This is a genomic window from Lentzea waywayandensis (assembly GCF_900115955.1).
Taxonomy (GTDB): domain Bacteria; phylum Actinomycetota; class Actinomycetes; order Mycobacteriales; family Pseudonocardiaceae; genus Lentzea; species Lentzea waywayandensis.
Genome location: NZ_FOYL01000013.1, coordinates 152506 through 169260, shown reverse-complemented (window position 1 = coordinate 169260; position 16755 = coordinate 152506). Strand labels below are relative to the sequence as shown.

Sequence of the window (16755 nt, the reverse complement as noted above, 5' to 3'; positions counted from 1 at the left end):
CGAGCGTGTGGAGTGAGCCGGGCGCGTTCGAGGTCGCACCAGGTGTGCACCGGATTCCGCTGCCGCTGCCGAACGACGGGCTGCGCGCGGTCAACGTCTACGCGATCGAGGACGGCGACGGGCTCGTCCTGGTCGACTCCGGCTGGGCGCTGGACGAGGCCCGCGACCAGCTCGAAGCCGCGCTGGGCACGCTGAACAAGGGCTTCGAGGACATCAGGAAGTTCCTCATCACGCACGTGCACCGCGACCACTTCACGATGGCCGTGTCGCTGCGCCGGACGTTCGGCAGCAAGATCGGGCTGGGCCTCGGCGAGCAGCCCTCGCTGCGGCACATGCTGCACGGCCAGGACGACCAGCACGTCGGCGACCTGCGCAAATGGGGTGCCTCGGAGCTGGCCGAGACGTGGATCAAGATCATGCACCACGTCGACCGCGGTGAGGCCCTGCGCGACTACGAGGAGCCGGACGAGTGGCTCGTCCGCAGCACGGTCGGCCTCGAACATCGCGAACTCGAGGTCATCCCGACGCCCGGCCACACCCGCGGCCACGTCGTGTTCGTCGACCACACCGCGAAGGTGTTGTTCTCGGGCGACCACGTCCTGCCGCACATCACGCCGTCGATCGGCTTCGAACCGCTCCGGCCCGAACTGCCGCTCGGCGACTACATGACGTCGCTGAGGCTCACCCGCGAGCTGCCGGACCTCAAGCTGCTGCCCGCGCACGGCGAGGTCACCGACAGCTCGCACGCCCGCGTCGATGAGTTGTTGCAGTTCCACGAGCAGCGGCTGGAAGAGATCGGGAAGGCCGTGGCGGGCAGCGCGTTCGAGACCGCCCGCAAGATCGGCTGGACCCGCCGCCAGCGCCGGTTCGACGATCTCGACATGTTCAACCAGGTGCTGGCCATCGGCGAGACGGCCGCGCACCTCGACGTTCTCGTCGAACGTGGCGAATTGACCCGAACTCTGAACGCCGGCGTGCTCGAATACCAGGCGTGACACCGCTTGAGCTGGCCGCCTGGACCTGGAAGATGCCCCGCAGGGGCAGGGGATTCTGGTTCTCGCTGGCGATCGACGTGCTGTGGCCCGTTGTCGTGCTGTTCGTGCGCCTGAAGGTGCGGGGAAAGCAGCACGTGCCGGGCAACGGCGGCGTGATCCTCGCGTTCAACCACCTGTCCAATGCGGACACCGTGGCGGCCGTGGTGTTCGCGCTGATGTCGAACCGGGTGCCGCGCGTGCTCGCGAAGGCCTCCCTGTGGCGCATGCCGGTCGTCGGCTGGGTCATGCGCTCCGGAGGTCACATCCCGGTCGAACGGGGCACGGTGAAGGCCTCAGAGGCGTTGAGGCCCGCTGTGGAGGCACTGCGCGACGGGGAGTGCGTGATGGTGTTCCCCGAGGGCACCTTCACCGACGATCCCGAGAACTGGCCGATGAAGGGCAAGTCCGGCGTCGCGCGGATGGCCCTCGAATCCCGCGTCCCGGTCGTACCGGTGGCCGAGTGGGGCACGCAGGACCTGCTGCCGAAGGGCAAGATCCTGCCGAGGTTGTTGCCGCGCAAGAAGATCGAGGTCGTCGCGGGCGCGCCGGTCGACCTGTCGGACCTGTACGACCTCGATCTCACCGCCGAGGTGCTGGCCGAGGCCACCCGGCGGGTCATGGCGGCCATCACGACCATGCTCTCAGGCATACGTTCCGCTCAGGCGGGTAGCCAGAGTGCATGACCACGCGAGAGGAATTCGAGTTACGCAGGCAACGCCGTCCCGGTGGGACGGGGATCTGGGCCCCGGTCGTCCCTGAACCGCGCGCGCCCCAGGAGTGGGTCGTGCAGGCCGACGACGAACCCGTGATCGTGCGCAGCGTCGACTGAGTGTCTAGTTCACCTGGACGGCGTCTAGAGTCAGTAGACGCGTCTAGCTAACGTGGACGCCATGACTCTGGACGAGGAACTGCTGAGGGCGGCGCGGACGGCGGGCACCGCCTCCGCCGCTGCTCAGGATCAGGCGGACATCGCCAAGGCCGTCTACCACCACTCCGTGCTGCGGCTGCACCGCGCCGGCGGGTCGATGCGCGAGATCGCCGAGGCGCTGAAGATGAGCCATCAGCGCGTGCACCAGATCGTGGAGCAGTCCAAGCGCACCGAGCGCTGCTGGTTCTGCGGGCGCGTCGCCGACGAGGTCGACAAGATGATGGCCGGGCCCGCCGCGCTGATCTGCGACGTGTGCGTCGCCGAGGCTCAGGTCGCCGAGGTCGGCGACTGCTCGTTCTGCAGCGAGACCAAACCCGTCCACGAGGGCGCGGAGGCGAAGATCTGCCGTTCCTGCCTGGACTTCAGCGCCGCCGTGATCAGCGGGGCAGCTTCACTACGGTGACGAAGAAGTCGTCGATCTGGCGGACGACCTCGATGAACCTGTCGAAGTCCACCGGCTTGGTGACGTAGGCGTTGGCGTAGAGGCTGTAGCTGCGCAGGATGTCCTCCTCGGCCTCCGAGGTCGTCAGCACGACGACCGGGATCGAGCGCAGCTCGGCGTCGTTCTTGACCTCGCTGAGGACCTCACGGCCGTCCTTGCGGGGCAGGTTGAGGTCCAGCAGGATCAGGCCCGGCCGCGGCGCGTTCTCGTACTGACCCTCGCGGCGCAGGAACTCCAGCGCCTCGACGCCGTCCTTCACGATGTGCAGCGAGTTGCGGATCTTGTGGTGCTCGAACGCCTCCTGGGTCATCAGGGCGTCGCCGGGATCGTCCTCGACGAGCAGGACGTCGATCACGTTCAGTGGTGACTCAGACATGTACTTCCTCAACCTCGGCGGCAAGTTCCGCGACGACGGGCAGGGTGAACTCGAAGCTGGTGCCGGAGTCCACATCGGTCTTCAACCGGATCGTGCCACCGTGGAACTCGACGATCTTGCGACACATCGCCAGTCCGATGCCCGTGCCCGGGTAGGCGTCCTTCGGGTGCAGGCGCTGGAAGATGACGAAGATCCGGTCAGCGTACTCCGGCTCGATCCCGATGCCGTTGTCGCGCACCGTGAACTTCCACATCTCACCGTCGCGAACGACGTCGACGGCGATCACCGGCGCCTCGGCGCCCTTGAACTTCAACGCATTGCTTATCAGGTTCTGGAACACCGCGCTGAGCAGAGACGCCTCACCTCGCACGGAGGGCAGATCCGCGATCTCGAGGCGGGCGCCGGTCTCCTCGACGCGCTCGGAGAAGCTGTCCACGACGTGGCGCACGAGGTCGTTGAGGTCGATGACCGTCTGCTCGCGGGACATCCGGCCGACGCGGGAGAACGCCAGCAGGTCGTTGATCAGCACCTGCATGCGTTTCGCGCCGTCCACGGCGAACTCGATGTACTGGTCGGCGCGCTCGTCGAGCTGGCCGCCGTAGCGGCGTTGCAGCAGCTGGCAGAACGACGCCACCTTGCGCAGCGGCTCCTGGAGGTCGTGCGAGGCGACGTAGGCGAACTGCTCCAGCTCCGAGTTCGACCGCTGCAGCTCGGCCTTCGCCTCCGCGAGCGTGGCGAGCTCCTGCACGATCCGGCGGCGCATCTGGTTCACGTCCTCGCCGAGCATGACCGTCTCGCGTGGACCGTCCGCGTCGATCTCGTGCTCGAAGTCGCCGGACGCCACCTGCCGGGTGTGGTCGGCGAGGCTCGCGAGCGGCGCGATCAGCAGGCGGTGCAGCAGCAGCGACAGACCGCCGATCACCGCGACCAGCAGCACGCCCATGCCGATCACCAGCCACAGCACCACCTTCGCCGCGCTGTCGAGGTCCGCGCGGGCCTGCCGGGCGAGCCCGCCGATGTCGCTCTGCAGCGCCGCCGTCTCGCTGCGGAGCTGGTCGAACACCACCTTGCCGCGCTCGATGTCGCCGGCGACTCCGGCGGCGGGGCCGGACACCTTGATCGCGGCGACCGTCGGCTCCGCGTACTCGGAGCGCCACTGCCGTGCGAGGTCCTCGATCCGAGTGACCCGGCCGTTGACGTCGCCGACGAGGTCGCGCACGTTCCTGGCGGCCTCCGTCTGAGCCGCCTGACCGTCCAGGTACGGCTTGAGGAAGGCGTCCTGCCCGGTGAGGGTGAAGCCGCGCACGCCGGTTTCCTGGTCGAGCAGCGAGCGGTTCAGGGTCTGGGCACGGCGTGCGGCGGGCTCGATCTTGTCGACCGACCGCGACCGCGTGTCGCCGAGCGCGTCCAGCGCGACCACAGTGGACGAGATCGCCACCGCGGTCATGGCGAGCAGGACCACCACGATGGCGCCCAGCAGGCGGCTCGCCGGCATCCTCTGCGGGAGATTCACTTACCGTCCTTCAGCAGCAGAATGGCCACGTCGTCATCGAGCGCGCCTCCGTTGAGCTCCGTCACCTCCGCGATGACGGAGTCCATCCAGTTCGGCCCGTTCCGCAGGTGCCTGTGCAGGATGTCGCACAGGCGTTCCACGCCGAGCCGGTCGATGTCGTCAGGTACCCGGCCCTCGATCAATCCATCCGTGTAGCAGGCAAGTGACCAGCCGGACGGCAGCGGCACGTCCACGCCGGTCCACGCGTAGTCGGGCAGCACGCCGAGCGGCACGCCGATCTTCGACTGCGGCAGGTCCACGATCCGGTCGCCCACCATCAGCAACGGCTCGGGGTGCCCGGCGAGGAAGTAGCGCGCCGACCGGCGGTCCGGCGCGACCGTGACCATGCAGGCGGTGGTGAAGATGCCGTCACCGTGCCGTTCCGCGACCAGCACCTGGTCCAGCGTCTGCAGCACCTTCTCGGGCGGTGCGCCGGAGAGGACCAGCGCGCGCCACGCGATCCGCAGGCAGACGCCCAGCGCGGCCTCGTCCGGGCCGTGGCCGCAGACGTCGCCGATGATCGCGTGGACGGTGCCGTCCGGCATGCCGACGGCGTCGTAGAAGTCGCCGCCGAGCAGCATTCGCTGGCCACCGGGCTGGTAGCGGACCTCCAGGTCGACGTCCGAGTTCTGCAGCAGCGGGGGAGGGAGCAGGCCGCGTTCGAGCCGGGCCCGTTCGGCGGCCAGCAGCTTGGCTTCCCGCAACTGGCGCTGGGCGTCCTCGGAACGGCGGCGTTCGACCGCGTACCGGACACCGCGCAGCAGCAGTTCGCCGTCGACCTGGCCCTTGACCAGGTAGTCCTCCGCACCGGCCGCGACCGCGGTGATGCCCTCGCGTTCGTCGTCGCGCCCAGTCAGCACCAGGATCGCGGGCGCGTTCGGCTTGCTCAGCAACCGGTGCAGCGCGTTCAGGCCGGTCGAGTCGGGCAGGCCCAGGTCGAGAAGCACGCACTCGGCGTCGCCGAGCAGCCGTTCGGACTCCGCCAGCGTGCGGGCGCGCGCCAGCACGAACGGAGCGCTCACCTCTTCGAGCAACGCCTCGACGAGGAGGGCGTCGCCATCGTCGTCCTCTACCAGGAGGACGCGCACTGTCTTCGTTCGCATCGGGTCGGACTTTAACGTTATTGGGCTGCGGGGTCCGCGTCCGACCTACCAGGATGACGGGCGTGTTGATCCGTCTCGCCCAACCAGCCGAACTGCCGTACCTCCAGCAGATCGAAAACGCCTCCGGAGAGCCGTTCCGCGACATCGGGATGCCCGAGATCGCCGACGACGACCCGATGTCCCTGGAGGACCTCGCCGAGCACGAGGTCTGGGTCGCCATCGGCGCGCAAGGCGTGCCCGTGGCGTTCATCGCGGTCGGCGACGTTGACGGCGCCACCCACGTCCACCAGGTCAGCGTGCATCCAACGCATGCCCGCCAGGGGATCGGTGCGGCGCTGATCGAGCACGTCACCCGCTCCGAACGCGCCGTGACGCTGACGACGTTCCGCGATGTGCCGTGGAACGCGCCGTACTACGAGCGTCTCGGTTTCCAGGCCGTCGCGGACACGTCGCCCGGTCTGGCCGGGATCATGCGCGAGGAGGCCTCACGGGGCCTCGATCCCGCGACTCGTGTCGCGATGATCCTTCTCCCAGCGCAGGTACGAGCCTGAGGCCACCGAAAGACTGCTGAGCAGCCACACGAGGACACCCGCGTCGTCGGTCACGCCGATCACCGGAAGGAACTCCGGCAGGACGTCGATCGGCGACACGAGGTAGACCAGCCCCACCACCCACAGCAGCACCTGGCTGCGCGGCAGCTCCGGGTACTTCCCGCTGCGCCAGGTCTTCCACAGCCGAGGCAACGCCTTCGCGCGCTGGATCGGGTTCCCGACCGGGCCGGGACCGTTCTGCGCGCGTTTGCGGCGGTTGCGCAGCACGCCCAGGACCGCGAAGACCAGCCCGAGCGGGATCAGCACCCAGCCGACCACCGCCGGGCTCAGGCCGCCCAGCGGGGCGTTTCGCAGCAACAGGATCAGCAAGCCGGCCAGGGAGATGAACGATCCGAAGACGACCATCTGAGCGGACCCCTTAACTCGGTTCCTGGAAGAGCATCGTCGGAATGGCCTTGTGCGGCTGCTTGAGCTCCTGGGGTTCCGGCTCGCGCAGGTCGATCACCGGTTCGGGTTCCTCGACGGGCTCTTCTTTAACCACCGGCTTGCGGGCGGCTTTCACCGGTGCCACGTAGGGCTGGTCCAGAGCGGCACGCGCCTTGGAGATCCAGACCTTCTGCATGGCCTCGTCCTTGCCGCCGGCCGCCGTCGCCGCGAGTCCGGACAGGACGCCGCGAATGCGGGGGACGAGTGCTGGGTGACGCCGGATCGCCTGCCACACAGCGTGATCACCCGGTAGCCGGGCTGCGACGAGCTTCGTGATCTGAGCACGGAGCTCCTCTGTGGACAGATCGAGCCAGCGCTCGACCGCTGACGGGCCAATTGCCACGTAGATAGCCTCCCCGAAAACGACAACTGCCCCCACAGGATCTCACGGATCCCGCGGGGGCAGCCCTCTGGTGTCGCGAAACGTCAGGAAGCCACGACTTCGAGCAGGGTCTTGCCGTTCTCGTCGACGATCCGGAACGTCGCGATCTCGTGCCAGCGCATGGCCACGTTCGCCTGCAGCCGGATGGTCTTCTTGTCGCCCGCCACCGGTTCCGGGGCGTACCAGGACGTGACCTGGGCGACGCGACCCGCGCGTCCGACCGCGACGAGGGAGCCCCTGCTGGGGCCGGTCATGCCGCTGACCTCGATGTCCATCGAGGTTCCCCACGGCTCGTCGGAGGCGTTGATCTTCGTGAAGACACCGCTGTTCGGATCCTGCTGCTGGACCTTCATCGAGGAGTCCGTGGAGTTGTTCGCCACCGGAGTCTGCGACGTGGTCGTGGTGCCGCCTGGCGCGGCCTGGTTCGAACCTTCGTCTCCGCCGCGCACGACGAGCGTCGTCACCACGGCGGTCACCGCCACGATGCCGGCGGCGGCGGCCGCGACACCCTGGGCGACGAACCACCGGCGGCGCTTCCTGCGCGCCGAGACGGCGTCGAGCATGACCCGCACCGACTTGCCGTCGGGGCGTTCCGGAGCTGTCCCGCGCAGCATCCCGCCCGCGTCGGCCTCGTCGATGAGGTCGGGCACCACCGCGAAGTCGCGCAGGTCAAGAGCACACCGCCGACACTCGGTCAGGTGGTTCTCGAACGCCTCCACCTCATCGGCATCGAGGATGCCGAGCACGTAGGCGGCGACGTCGAGGTGATCTGGTGCCGTTGTCACCGCGTCTCTCCCCGATCGTGCAACGCACGCCGCAACGCACGGAGCGCGTAGTACACCCTCGACTTGACCGTTCCCGGCGGCACACCCAGTGCAGCCGCGGCCTCACCGACAGTGCGGTCCCGCAGATATGTCTCGAGAATAGCCTCCCTGTGTTCCTCGGAGAGACCGTTCATCGCCTCGGCCACGACGATCGCCGCGAGGGTGCGATCCTCTTCGCTGCCGGAAGGCGACTCGTCCGAAGGGGTCAGTTCGAACTCCTGCGGACGGACGCTTCTCTTACGCCTGTCGTCAATGACCAACCGCCTTGCCACCGTGAACAACCACGACCGCAAGAGCACGGGGTCACGCTCGAGCTTTTCGGCGTTGCGCCATGCCCTGACCAGGGTCTCCTGCACGATGTCCTCGGCCCACTGTCGATCGTGGCCCGTCAACCTCATGCAGTGTCCCAGCAGGGCGCTCCCGAATTCCTCGTACAGCCGACGGATCAACTCTTCCTCGAGAGACCCCGGTCTTGGTGATTGTTCGTCTAACTCGCGTTGACGTCTATGCCGCGCCACGGGGGACATCCTTGCCCTATCAACCGTCTCAAGTCGAGAGGCAAATATTCCTCACGAAGTTCGTGAACCGTTGCCGGAACGTGTCCGTACTCCTCGGTACCCCCGCTGAGAAAGGACCTGCCGATGCGACGTGGACCAGCCATCACCGCCCTGGCGGCACTGGCTATCTCCCTCACCGCGTGCGGCAGCACCCAGACCCCTCCCGGTGGGGAGGCCGCACCCGGTGGCCTGCAGGCGAAACCGGCTGACCTGGGGGGTCACAACAACTACTTCATCGCCAACACCGAGCAGATGGGGTGGTTCGTGATCGACGCCGAGGGGCTGCCCATGTACCGCTACGACAAGGACGTCCCCAAGCCGTCCAAGTCGAACTGCGAGGGCGAGTGCGCGAAGGCCTGGAAGCCGGTCCTCGCGGACAAGACCCCGATGGCGACCGGTGTGGACCCCATCTCGATGGGTGTCCTGACCAGGCCTGATGGCACCAAGCAGCTGACCATCGCGGGCTACCCGCAGTACACGTACGCCGAGGACAAGGTCGCCGGCGACATGAAGGGCCAGGCCAAGGGCGGTGTGTGGTGGGTCACCGCGCCGAACGGCGCCAAGATCACCGGCGGGAAAGCCCAGAACAACAGCAACAGCGGCAAGAGCAGCAGTACGCCGAGCACGTCCCCCGGTTCCGGAACGGCGCAGACACCGCAGTCCGCGGCACCTCCGGCAGCACCCGGCTACTGAGCCCACTGCTCACCCGAAATTCATTGATCCCCTATCGACTTCCTTTGGACAACGAGGACAACAAGACGATGACTAGAGCCCTCGCCACCGTCTTTGCGATGTTGTTCCTCTTCTCCGGCCTCTCCGCCACGGCTGCAGCGCAGCCCGCGGACACCGGGGGAGTGATGGACACCCCGAGCGGACCTTTGACCGCGAACGACCGCGAACTGCTCAACAGGGTGCGCCTCGCAGGCCTGTGGGAGATGCCCATGGGCGAGCTCACGGCCACCAAGGCGTCCAACGCCAGGGTCAAGCAGATCGGCAAGATGATCATGCTCGACCACATGATGCTGGACGCGCTGACGAAGAAGACGGCCGCCGGGTTCGGGCTGACCACGCCCGACGTGCCGAACCCGACGCAGCAGTCGTGGATGGAAGAGATCAACGCGCTCGAAGGCGACGCGTTCGACCAGGCGTTCATCGCCCGGTTGCGCGCCGCGCACGGCCAAATCTTCCCGTTCATCGCGAAGGTCCGCTCAGGAACGCGCAACGACGTGATCCGCGGGTTCGCCCAGGCGGGCATCGACGTGGTGATGAAGCACATGACGTTGCTGGAGAGCACCGGCCTCGCGGGCGACTCGTCGTTCGCCGAGCCCCAGCCCGCCGGCGGCATCATCAACGCGACTCTGGCCTCCGACGAGGGGCCGAACATGTGGGTGATCCTCACGGTCACCGCCGCGGGAGCCGTTCTCACCGTGCTCCTGCTCCGAGTACTCCGCCCGCGACGACCGGTGCGGTGATTCTGCAAGACCCCGTTGTACGGCAGCAAACGGAGGTGGTGTCCCAAGGTCAGAGGCACTCCAACGCGGACCTGTTCCCACCCGCCCGGCCCTGAAGTGTCCACTCCTGCACCGCAGGTCCGGGCGGGTTCCCGCGAAGTTCTCTCGGAGGAAGTGTTGTTGTCCAGCCAGATTCCGCTCCTGGTGGCCCAAGCCGAGTTCGACTCGGGTGTCAAGAAGATGGCTCAGCTGTCTGCCAGGCTGGCTTACGTCATGATGTGCGCCACCTTGTCCTGGGGTGTGCTCATCGCGACCGGGTGGGCCGAGAAGCTCACCGGACGTGAAGGACTGAAGAACGGGCACATGGTGCTCGCCTCGTTGGCTATCGCGTTCGGCAGCATCCACGCGTTCGCCTTCACGCTGATCCAGACCGGTACGTTCAGCTTCATCAAGCTCGTCCTGCCGTTCGTCGACGGCGGCCTGTTCCGGCACGCGCTGGGCATCCTCGGCCTGGAGGTCATGCTCGCGATCGCCGTGCTCGCCTCGATGAGGCACAAAGTCTTCTACCGCAAGTGGCTGAGGTTCCATCAAACGGCGTACATCGCGGTGACGATCACCGTGGTGCACTCCTGGTTCGGCGCCATCGCGAACGGCAACCTGTCCGTTCTCTGGCTGGCCGGCCTCACCGTTCTCGTTCCCACCGCGACCCTGGCCCTGGCCCGGTTCCTCCCGCCCGAGGTGCTGATGCGCATCGGCATGCTCGACTCCGAGCGCGGCAAGGAACCCGGCGTCGGCGAGGGCGACGCGATGGACGTGAGCGTCAACAACGAGAAGTGCCACCGCTACGGCACCTGCCAGGCGGAGGCCCCGGACGTCTTCCAGTTGATCGAAGACAACCGCCTGACCTACAACCGACGGCCGCCAGAGGAGCACTTCGCTCAGGCCCGGTCGGCAGCCCGCGCGTGCCCGATGCGCGCGATCGAGATCAGGGAGCGAGTGAAGTGAGCGAACGGATCGTGGTCGTCGGCGGCGGACTCGGAGGAGTCCGTTCCGCGGAACGGCTGCGGGAGATGGGTTTCGACGGGCAGATCACGATCCTGTCCGCCGAGCGGCACCTCCCGTACCACCGCCCATGCCTGTCGAAGCAGATCATCACCGGAGAGTGGACCCCCGACGACTCGTTGCTGTCGTTCTCGGGCGACCTCGACGCCGAGTGGCGGCTCAACTCCCCGGCCCTGCACCTGGACCCCAAGACGCAGTCCGTCTGGGTGCCCGGCGGCGAGGAGATCAAGTACGACGGCATGATCATCGCCACCGGCGTCGACGCCAGGGCGATGGGCGGGGCTCCGCGCCACGACCCGCGGGTGCACGTGCTGCGGACGTTGGACGACGCGGTCGCGATCCGGCGCAACATCCGTCAGTCGCAGGGCCTCGTCGCCGTCATCGGCGGCGGGTTCATCGGCTGCGAGCTCGCCTGTTCGGTTCGTCACATGGGCCGCGACGTGGCCCTGATCGTGCGCTCGCCCGCGTTGCTGGGCGGCGTCGTCGGTGACGACATCGGCAAGAAGATCACCGAGGCGCACGTCGAGCACGGCGTCCGTCTCGCCACCGGCGTCGGCATCAAGCACTGGGTGCGTCAGCCCGGCGGCATCGGCATTCATCTCTCGGACGGCCAGGTCTTCTTCGCCTCGTGCGTCGTGCTGGCCGTCGGCGCCTCCCCGGCCGTCGACTGGCTGCGCGGCTCCGGCCTCGACATCTCCGACGGCGTGCTGTGCGACTCGACGAACCACGTGGTCGGCGCCGAGAACCTCGTCGCCTGCGGTGACGTGGCCCGCTGGCCCAACATGCGCTTCAACGGCGTCGTGCGCCGAGTCGAGCACTGGCTCAACGCCGTCGAGGGAGGCCGTGCCGCCGCCGAGAACCTGTTGGTGGGCCGCAACCACGCCAAGACGTACACGCCGGTCCCGCGTTTCTGGACCGAGCAGTACGGCATGCGCGTGCAGGGCGCCGGCCTGCCCGTCCTGGGCACCGACACCACCGACGTGAACGGACTCACCGGCTTCATCGCCAACGGCAAGCTCGTCGGCATCGTGGGTCTCGAATCGCCGGGCAAGATCATCACCGAGACTCCGGAACTCTTCCGGCAGAACGAGGTCGAGACGAACACTCCAGTGTGGACGCAGCCAGAGGAAGAGCCCGCTGCCGCCGCCGAGGAGGTCCTCCCGACCACCATGATCCCGGTTCCCGAACCGGTCGCCGCCCGCGCATCATCAGTTCCCCCGTCCGTCTCGTCGTCGATGTCCCCGCCATTGCAGCGGCGGAGGCATTCGCGCTCGAGGCCGGAGATGGTGCGAGTGGGCGGAGGACGTGCGAGGCCCTAACCAGGTACAGGAGGACTTCAGGCAGTCGGTACAGGGCAAGCGGGAACGGCGAACTCCGACGTCGCCCGCGTGGCCAGGTGGCGGACCGATGACGTCACGCGGCGATGCGCTCGTTCCCGCACCGGCAGCCTGAACCTTCTTCTCGTGCGTCACCAACGGTGTGGCGGCTCGGCGGGCTCCCGAGTCGCCACACCGGCCTATTTCCCGGAGTGTGCGGTCACGGGGCGATGATCACCTGACCCGCCCACGACAGCCCGCCACCGAAGGCGAACAGCAGGACGGGCTGACCGGACGGAAGTTCCCCGCGCTCGGCCATCTTGGACAGCGCGAGCGGCACTGAGGCGGCGGAGGTGTTGCCGGACTCCACGACGTCGCGCGCGATCACCACGTCGTCGCGCAGACCGAGCCTCCGCGTCATCGCCTCGATGATCCGCAGGTTGGCCTGGTGCGTGACCACGGCCGCGAGGTCCGTGACGGCGATGCCGGCCCGTTCGCACGCCTGCACGGCGACGGCGGGCAGTTCGCTGGTGGCCCAGCGGAAGACGGCCTGGCCCTCCTGGGAGAACCGGGGCTGCCACTGGTCGACGAGACGCACCGCGTTGGCGCGCGTCGGGTCCGAGCCCCAGGTGACCGGGCTGATGAGGGCGTCGGGGGAGGCGCTGACCACGGCCGCGCCGGCGCCGTCGCCCAGCAGGATGCAGGAGGAGCGGTCGGTCCAGTCGACCAGGTCGGACATCTTCTCGGCACCGATGACCAGCGCGTGCCGCGCGGCGCCGGCCCGGATCGTGTGGTCGGCGGTGGCGAGCGCGGTGCAGAAGCCCGCGCAGGCGTTGTTGAGGTCGAAGACGACCGCGGACGGGATCGACAGGTGCGCCGCCACCCTGGCCGCGGTCGAGGGGGAGCGGTCGATCGGCGAGCAGGTGGCGACGATGACCTGGCCGATGTCGGACGGCGCGAGGCCGGACGCGGCGAGTGCCTTCGCCCCCGCCGCGGAGGCCATGTCGGCGACGGTCTCCGTCTCGGCGGCGATGTGCCGGGTGGCGATGCCGGTGCGCTGGCGGATCCACTCGTCGTTGGTGTCCACCATCTTTTCCAGGTCTGCGTTGGTCAGCACGCGCTCGGGCTGGTGATGGCCGAACGCGACGACACGGGATCCGGACAAGGTGAACTCTCCTTCAGGCCAGGCGACCCGGCGAATATAGCAACCGATCGGTCGGTAGCTAAAGAGACGTAGACTACAAACATGAGCCCGCGCCGATCCGTCGCCGACACCCGCGAGACGCGGCAGCGCATCCTCGACCGGAGCCTCGCCATCGCCTCGGCGGAGGGCCTCGAAGGACTCACGATCGGGCGGCTGGCGACGGAGCTCGGGATGAGCAAGGCGGGGTTGCTGGGGCACTTCGGCACCAAGGAGGCGTTGCAGCTCGCGGTGGTCGACCAGGCGGCGGAGGTCTTCCTGCGGGAGGTGCCGCGCAAGGTGAAGCAGATGCCGTCGGGACTGCCGCGCCTCATCGACGTCTGCGAGGCCTGGGTGTCCTACCTCGAACGCGAGGTGCTGCCCGGCGGGTGCTTCTTCACCGCCGCCACGGCCGAGTTCGACGGCCGCAGCGGACGGGTGCGGGACGCGCTGGCCGGCATGAACGCGTTGTGGCGCAGGGATCTGCGGATCCACATCCGGCGCGCGGTGAGCGACGGCGACCTCAAGCTGGACACGGACGTCGACCAGCTGATCTACGAGATCCTCGGGGTCATGCTGGCGCTCAACCACTTCCTGCAGCTCGAACACGACAGCGCGGCGCCGCGCCGGGCCCGTCAGGCGCTGAAGCGACTGCTCACGAAGTGATTGATCACTGAGGCGACTTCCGCGGGCTGCTCGGACACCATGCCGTGCGTCGCGTCGATCTCGTGCACCTGCACGTTCGGGGGCAGGTCGCGGCGCAGTCCCGCGCGATGGGCGTCCATCAGCGGCAGGAGATCGTGCGGCACCGGCAGGTTGCGGGTGGCGAGCACCAGCAGGAACGGGCTCTTCACCGCGGCGAAGATCGGCAGCGCGTCCAGGAACTCGGGTGACGTCCGCAGGACCGACGTGATCGAGCGGTCCGGCCTCGTGACCATCTCCAGCTGGGCGGTGAACATCGCGTTCAGCTTCGCCAGGCTCTCGGTCACCGCGTCGTCGGCCAGTCCAGCGTAGTTCGCCGGATCCGTGGTGGCGGAACGATGTCCGTCCAGGCTCACCGCCGCCGGGCACGACGGGTGCCGCAGCGCCCACATGCCCGCGAGGATGCCGCCCAGCGAATGCCCGACGACCACGGGGTTGTCGAGTCCGAAGTGGACGGCCGCCGCGTCGAGGTCGTCGAGCACCGCCTCCCACTCCCACGGCCCGTCGGGCGACTCGCCGTGCCCGCGCAGATCGACCGCCACCACGCGCCCGTCCAGTTGCGGCGCAAGCGTTTCCCAGACGGACCTGTCGCCACCCAGTCCGTGCAACAGCAGGAAAGGCGTGCCGTCGCCGCCGAAATCGGTCGCCGCGAGCTTCACAGTTCTCTCCTCAGGCCGAGCCGGGCGCGGATCGAGTCGACGGTCACGCCGCCGTCCGGGTGCCGCAGCAGCTTGTTGCGGTTCACGAGGTCATGAACGCCCTGGCGGGTGATGCCGAGCATGGCGCCGGCCACCCCCAGCGACACGTGGTCCTTGCTCGGGTGGCCGGCGCGGCGCGCGGTGACGCGGCCCAGCGGCGTCGCCCACCAGCTCTCGGGCGGGTCGAACGGGGTGTCGCCGGGATGCAGCACGCACATCAGGCGGACGGCCACCTGCCGGGCCAGCGCGTCGTCGGGCCCGAGCAGCTGGGCCGCCCACATCTCGGCGTCGGCCTCGACGGAAGACCGCAGGCCGACGAGATCGGCCTGCGGCAGCAGGATTTCCAGCGGGTCGAGCAGACGGCTCGTCACGAGCCGGATCAGGTCGGTCCGCAGGTCCACGTGTTCCGAGGTGGTCGCCACTTGACAGACGATAGCAAGTACTTGACGCCTGCCGTCAAGTAGCTACGCGGCCCACATCTGCACGGGAGCGATGTAGTTCCAGGAGTACAGCTGGTTCGCCCCGTCGTAGCTGCCGTCCGTGCCGGCGCCATAGGTGTCGTGGACGTAGAACTGACCGTTGTCGTGGTAACCGATCACCACGGACAGGTGGCCGGCGGTCGAGCCCCACGTGCCGCTCATGATCACGAACTTGCCCTGGTCGAGGAACGCGCGGACCTGCGCCGGGGTGAAGTTGCCCTGCTGGACGGCGGCGCCGTTGCGGGCCAGGAAGTCGCGCTCGGACTCCCACGAGGCGCAGGGACGGGCCGGGTTGCCGCCGCAGTAGTAGCCGGTGATCCAGCCGTGCGCGCCCTTCCAGCTGCCCGTGCGCGACCAGTCGTTCATGGTGCGGTTGAAGGTGGTGCCGCGGTTGGAGAACTCGTCGGTGATGTAGCGGCCCCACTTCGAGTAGTGCGAGAACGGCTGCGAGACCTGCACACCGAACTCGGTGGGCAGCTGGTAGGTGACGAGGTCGATCACCGCGCTGGTCGGGCCGCAGGATGAATTGCCGTTGAACTCGTTGCGCGTGTCCCACAGCTGGTGGATGTACTCGGCGCGGTTGAGCCGGCCCATCGTGGTCACCTCACCGTCCAGCGAGGCGGCGCGAAGGCCCGATGCCTTCACATACCCCTTCGCGGGGCTGCCGATCACGGCCTCCGTGCCGTCGATGCCGGTCAGCGCGTGGGTGAACGACAGGCCCTCGACGACTCGCGACGCCTTGCGCGTGGCCAGGTCCTGCACGTAGACGCCGTTGAAACCGGCGAACTGGTCGGGGCCGAGCGTCTTGTCGGACACGCACCCCATGACCTCGTACGCGACGCGCGCGCCGTCGGTGCTCCACACCGCGCTGCGGTAGTGGTGCCGGGTCTCGCCGATCAGCGACCGGACCTCGCCGTTCTCCGACGCCAGCCCCAGCCACTGCGGGTCGGCGCCGCCGCAGCGGTAGATCTCGTTGTGCTTGATGAAGCTGACGTGCCGCTCGCCCTTGACGTCGACGAGCTTGAAGTCGCGGTACAGCGACGAGGAATCCGACGTGATCAACGGCTTCGCGGCGCCCGACTTCACGTCGAACCGCACCAGCGAACCCACGTACGTGCTGTCGTCGGCGACGTCCGGGTGCTGCACGGCCAGCAGACCGGTGCCGTCGGTGGTGAAGCCGAGCAACTGGGGTGCGCGGCCCTTGAGCTTGCCCACGGAGACACCGTCGACCACGACGTTCTCGCCGTCCGCGTAGGCCAGCGTCGAACCGTGGAAGACGGCCGAGGTGATCGCCCCGCGTGCCACGAAACGAGACTTGCCGTAGCGGTCGACCGTGTTCAGGACGCTGCCGCTGGTGCCGTTGAAATCGGAGATCACGGCAGCCAACGCGCCGTCGGCTGAAGAGGAGGACCTGATCGTGAAGGCGGGGTCGCTGACGGCGAAGGTGGCTCTCTTGGCGCCGCCGACGATCACGTCGTAGCCGTCGCCCGAGCGGACGGCGTGCGACTCGGACGGGCTGGAGGAGTACGGCTCGACGGCCTGAGCGGGGGACACGGCGGCAGCCAGCGTGCCGAGTGCCACCACCAGTGCGAGTGAGGTTTTCGTCATGGCGCAAACGTCCTGGCGCGTGGC

Annotated in this window: 21 protein-coding genes; 10 read left to right on the top strand and 11 right to left on the bottom strand. The window is 68.3% G+C overall.

Annotated elements, in window-relative coordinates:
* The first annotated feature begins 5 nt into the window (after window positions 1-5).
* The 4 genes from BM417_RS37130 to BM417_RS48810 all read left to right on the top strand — a co-directional run bounded on the left by BM417_RS37130 (window position 6) and on the right by BM417_RS48810 (window position 2365).
* Entirely contained in the window at window positions 6-995 is a 990-nt protein-coding gene (locus BM417_RS37130) for an MBL fold metallo-hydrolase (protein WP_245822472.1), read from the top strand.
* Window positions 992-1717 carry a lysophospholipid acyltransferase family protein gene (locus tag BM417_RS37125; RefSeq protein WP_245822470.1) on the top strand — a complete coding sequence of 242 codons (726 nt, stop codon included), beginning with the start codon at window positions 992-994 and terminating at the stop codon, window positions 1715-1717. The genes BM417_RS37130 and BM417_RS37125 overlap by 4 nt, the downstream gene beginning before the upstream one ends.
* Complete coding sequence (locus BM417_RS48210) at window positions 1714-1863, top strand: hypothetical protein (protein ID WP_177320810.1); 150 nt, start codon at window positions 1714-1716, stop codon at window positions 1861-1863. The genes BM417_RS37125 and BM417_RS48210 overlap by 4 nt, the downstream gene beginning before the upstream one ends.
* A gap of 61 nt (window positions 1864-1924) precedes the next feature.
* The gene (locus tag BM417_RS48810) at window positions 1925-2365 is read left to right on the top strand and encodes a ClpX C4-type zinc finger protein (protein ID WP_218164684.1); all 441 of its coding nucleotides are present in this window, start codon (window positions 1925-1927) and stop codon (window positions 2363-2365) included.
* Here BM417_RS48810 and BM417_RS37115 read toward each other — a convergent pair.
* Genes BM417_RS37115 through BM417_RS37105 form a run of 3 tightly spaced genes read right to left on the bottom strand, consistent with a single transcriptional unit; the run spans window position 2340 to window position 5435 of the window.
* Window positions 2340-2780 carry a response regulator gene (locus BM417_RS37115; protein WP_093604213.1) on the bottom strand — a complete coding sequence of 147 codons (441 nt, stop codon included), beginning with the start codon at window positions 2778-2780 and terminating at the stop codon, window positions 2340-2342. The two genes, BM417_RS48810 and BM417_RS37115, sit on opposite strands and share 26 nt — an antisense overlap.
* Complete coding sequence (locus BM417_RS37110) at window positions 2773-4293, bottom strand: sensor histidine kinase (RefSeq protein WP_093604211.1); 1521 nt, start codon at window positions 4291-4293, stop codon at window positions 2773-2775. The genes BM417_RS37115 and BM417_RS37110 overlap by 8 nt, the downstream gene beginning before the upstream one ends.
* A complete protein-coding gene (locus tag BM417_RS37105) occupies window positions 4290-5435 on the bottom strand; it encodes a PP2C family protein-serine/threonine phosphatase (RefSeq protein ID WP_093604209.1) in 1146 nt (381 codons plus the stop codon). The genes BM417_RS37110 and BM417_RS37105 overlap by 4 nt, the downstream gene beginning before the upstream one ends.
* Window positions 5436-5500: 65 nt before the next feature.
* On the opposite strand from BM417_RS37105, the gene BM417_RS37100 reads away from it, so the two are divergent.
* Complete coding sequence (locus tag BM417_RS37100) at window positions 5501-5986, top strand: GNAT family N-acetyltransferase (RefSeq protein WP_093604478.1); 486 nt, start codon at window positions 5501-5503, stop codon at window positions 5984-5986.
* Here BM417_RS37100 and BM417_RS37095 read toward each other — a convergent pair.
* The 4 genes from BM417_RS37095 to BM417_RS37080 all read right to left on the bottom strand — a co-directional run bounded on the left by BM417_RS37095 (window position 5921) and on the right by BM417_RS37080 (window position 8205).
* Window positions 5921-6391: a YkvA family protein gene (locus BM417_RS37095; protein WP_093604207.1), complete on the bottom strand. Its 471-nt coding sequence runs from the start codon at window positions 6389-6391 to the stop codon at window positions 5921-5923. The genes BM417_RS37100 and BM417_RS37095 overlap by 66 nt on opposite strands.
* A gap of 13 nt (window positions 6392-6404) precedes the next feature.
* Window positions 6405-6815: a hypothetical protein gene (locus BM417_RS37090; RefSeq protein ID WP_143138969.1), complete on the bottom strand. Its 411-nt coding sequence runs from the start codon at window positions 6813-6815 to the stop codon at window positions 6405-6407.
* A gap of 83 nt (window positions 6816-6898) precedes the next feature.
* Window positions 6899-7639: an anti-sigma factor family protein gene (locus BM417_RS37085; RefSeq protein WP_093604203.1), complete on the bottom strand. Its 741-nt coding sequence runs from the start codon at window positions 7637-7639 to the stop codon at window positions 6899-6901.
* A complete protein-coding gene (locus BM417_RS37080; RefSeq protein WP_045315736.1) occupies window positions 7636-8205 on the bottom strand; it encodes a sigma-70 family RNA polymerase sigma factor in 570 nt (189 codons plus the stop codon). Before BM417_RS37080 ends, BM417_RS37085 begins: the two co-directional genes overlap by 4 nt.
* Window positions 8206-8319: 114 nt before the next feature.
* On the opposite strand from BM417_RS37080, the gene BM417_RS37075 reads away from it, so the two are divergent.
* From BM417_RS37075 to BM417_RS37060, 4 genes are all read left to right on the top strand, one after another.
* Window positions 8320-8928: a hypothetical protein gene (locus BM417_RS37075; RefSeq protein ID WP_093604201.1), complete on the top strand. Its 609-nt coding sequence runs from the start codon at window positions 8320-8322 to the stop codon at window positions 8926-8928.
* A gap of 98 nt (window positions 8929-9026) precedes the next feature.
* Window positions 9027-9707, top strand: a complete 681-nt coding sequence (locus tag BM417_RS37070; RefSeq protein ID WP_177320808.1) for a DUF4142 domain-containing protein — start codon at window positions 9027-9029, stop codon at window positions 9705-9707.
* A 159-nt stretch (window positions 9708-9866) separates the two neighbouring features.
* Window positions 9867-10691 (top strand): 4Fe-4S domain-containing protein, encoded by an 825-nt coding sequence (locus BM417_RS37065; protein WP_093604476.1) that lies wholly within the window; start codon window positions 9867-9869, stop codon window positions 10689-10691.
* Window positions 10688-12067 carry an NAD(P)/FAD-dependent oxidoreductase gene (locus BM417_RS37060; RefSeq protein ID WP_177320807.1) on the top strand — a complete coding sequence of 460 codons (1380 nt, stop codon included), beginning with the start codon at window positions 10688-10690 and terminating at the stop codon, window positions 12065-12067. The genes BM417_RS37065 and BM417_RS37060 overlap by 4 nt, the downstream gene beginning before the upstream one ends.
* 217 nt (window positions 12068-12284) lie before the next feature.
* On the opposite strand, the gene BM417_RS37055 is transcribed toward BM417_RS37060, so the two are convergent.
* The gene (locus tag BM417_RS37055) at window positions 12285-13229 is read right to left on the bottom strand and encodes a beta-ketoacyl-ACP synthase III (protein WP_093604195.1); all 945 of its coding nucleotides are present in this window, start codon (window positions 13227-13229) and stop codon (window positions 12285-12287) included.
* Window positions 13230-13310: 81 nt separating this feature from the next.
* Between BM417_RS37055 and BM417_RS37050 the strand changes: the two genes are divergently transcribed.
* Entirely contained in the window at window positions 13311-13910 is a 600-nt protein-coding gene (locus BM417_RS37050) for a TetR/AcrR family transcriptional regulator (RefSeq protein WP_093604193.1), read from the top strand.
* Here the strand turns inward: BM417_RS37050 and BM417_RS37045 are convergent.
* From BM417_RS37045 to BM417_RS37035, 3 genes are read right to left on the bottom strand one after another with little or no spacing between them, the layout of a single operon-like run.
* Entirely contained in the window at window positions 13880-14605 is a 726-nt protein-coding gene (locus BM417_RS37045) for an alpha/beta fold hydrolase (RefSeq protein WP_093604191.1), read from the bottom strand. The genes BM417_RS37050 and BM417_RS37045 overlap by 31 nt on opposite strands.
* Complete coding sequence (locus BM417_RS37040; RefSeq protein ID WP_093604189.1) at window positions 14602-15066, bottom strand: hypothetical protein; 465 nt, start codon at window positions 15064-15066, stop codon at window positions 14602-14604. Before BM417_RS37040 ends, BM417_RS37045 begins: the two co-directional genes overlap by 4 nt.
* A gap of 42 nt (window positions 15067-15108) precedes the next feature.
* Window positions 15109-16731, bottom strand: a complete 1623-nt coding sequence (locus BM417_RS37035; RefSeq protein WP_093604187.1) for a C39 family peptidase — start codon at window positions 16729-16731, stop codon at window positions 15109-15111.
* Window positions 16732-16755 lie beyond the last annotated feature (24 nt).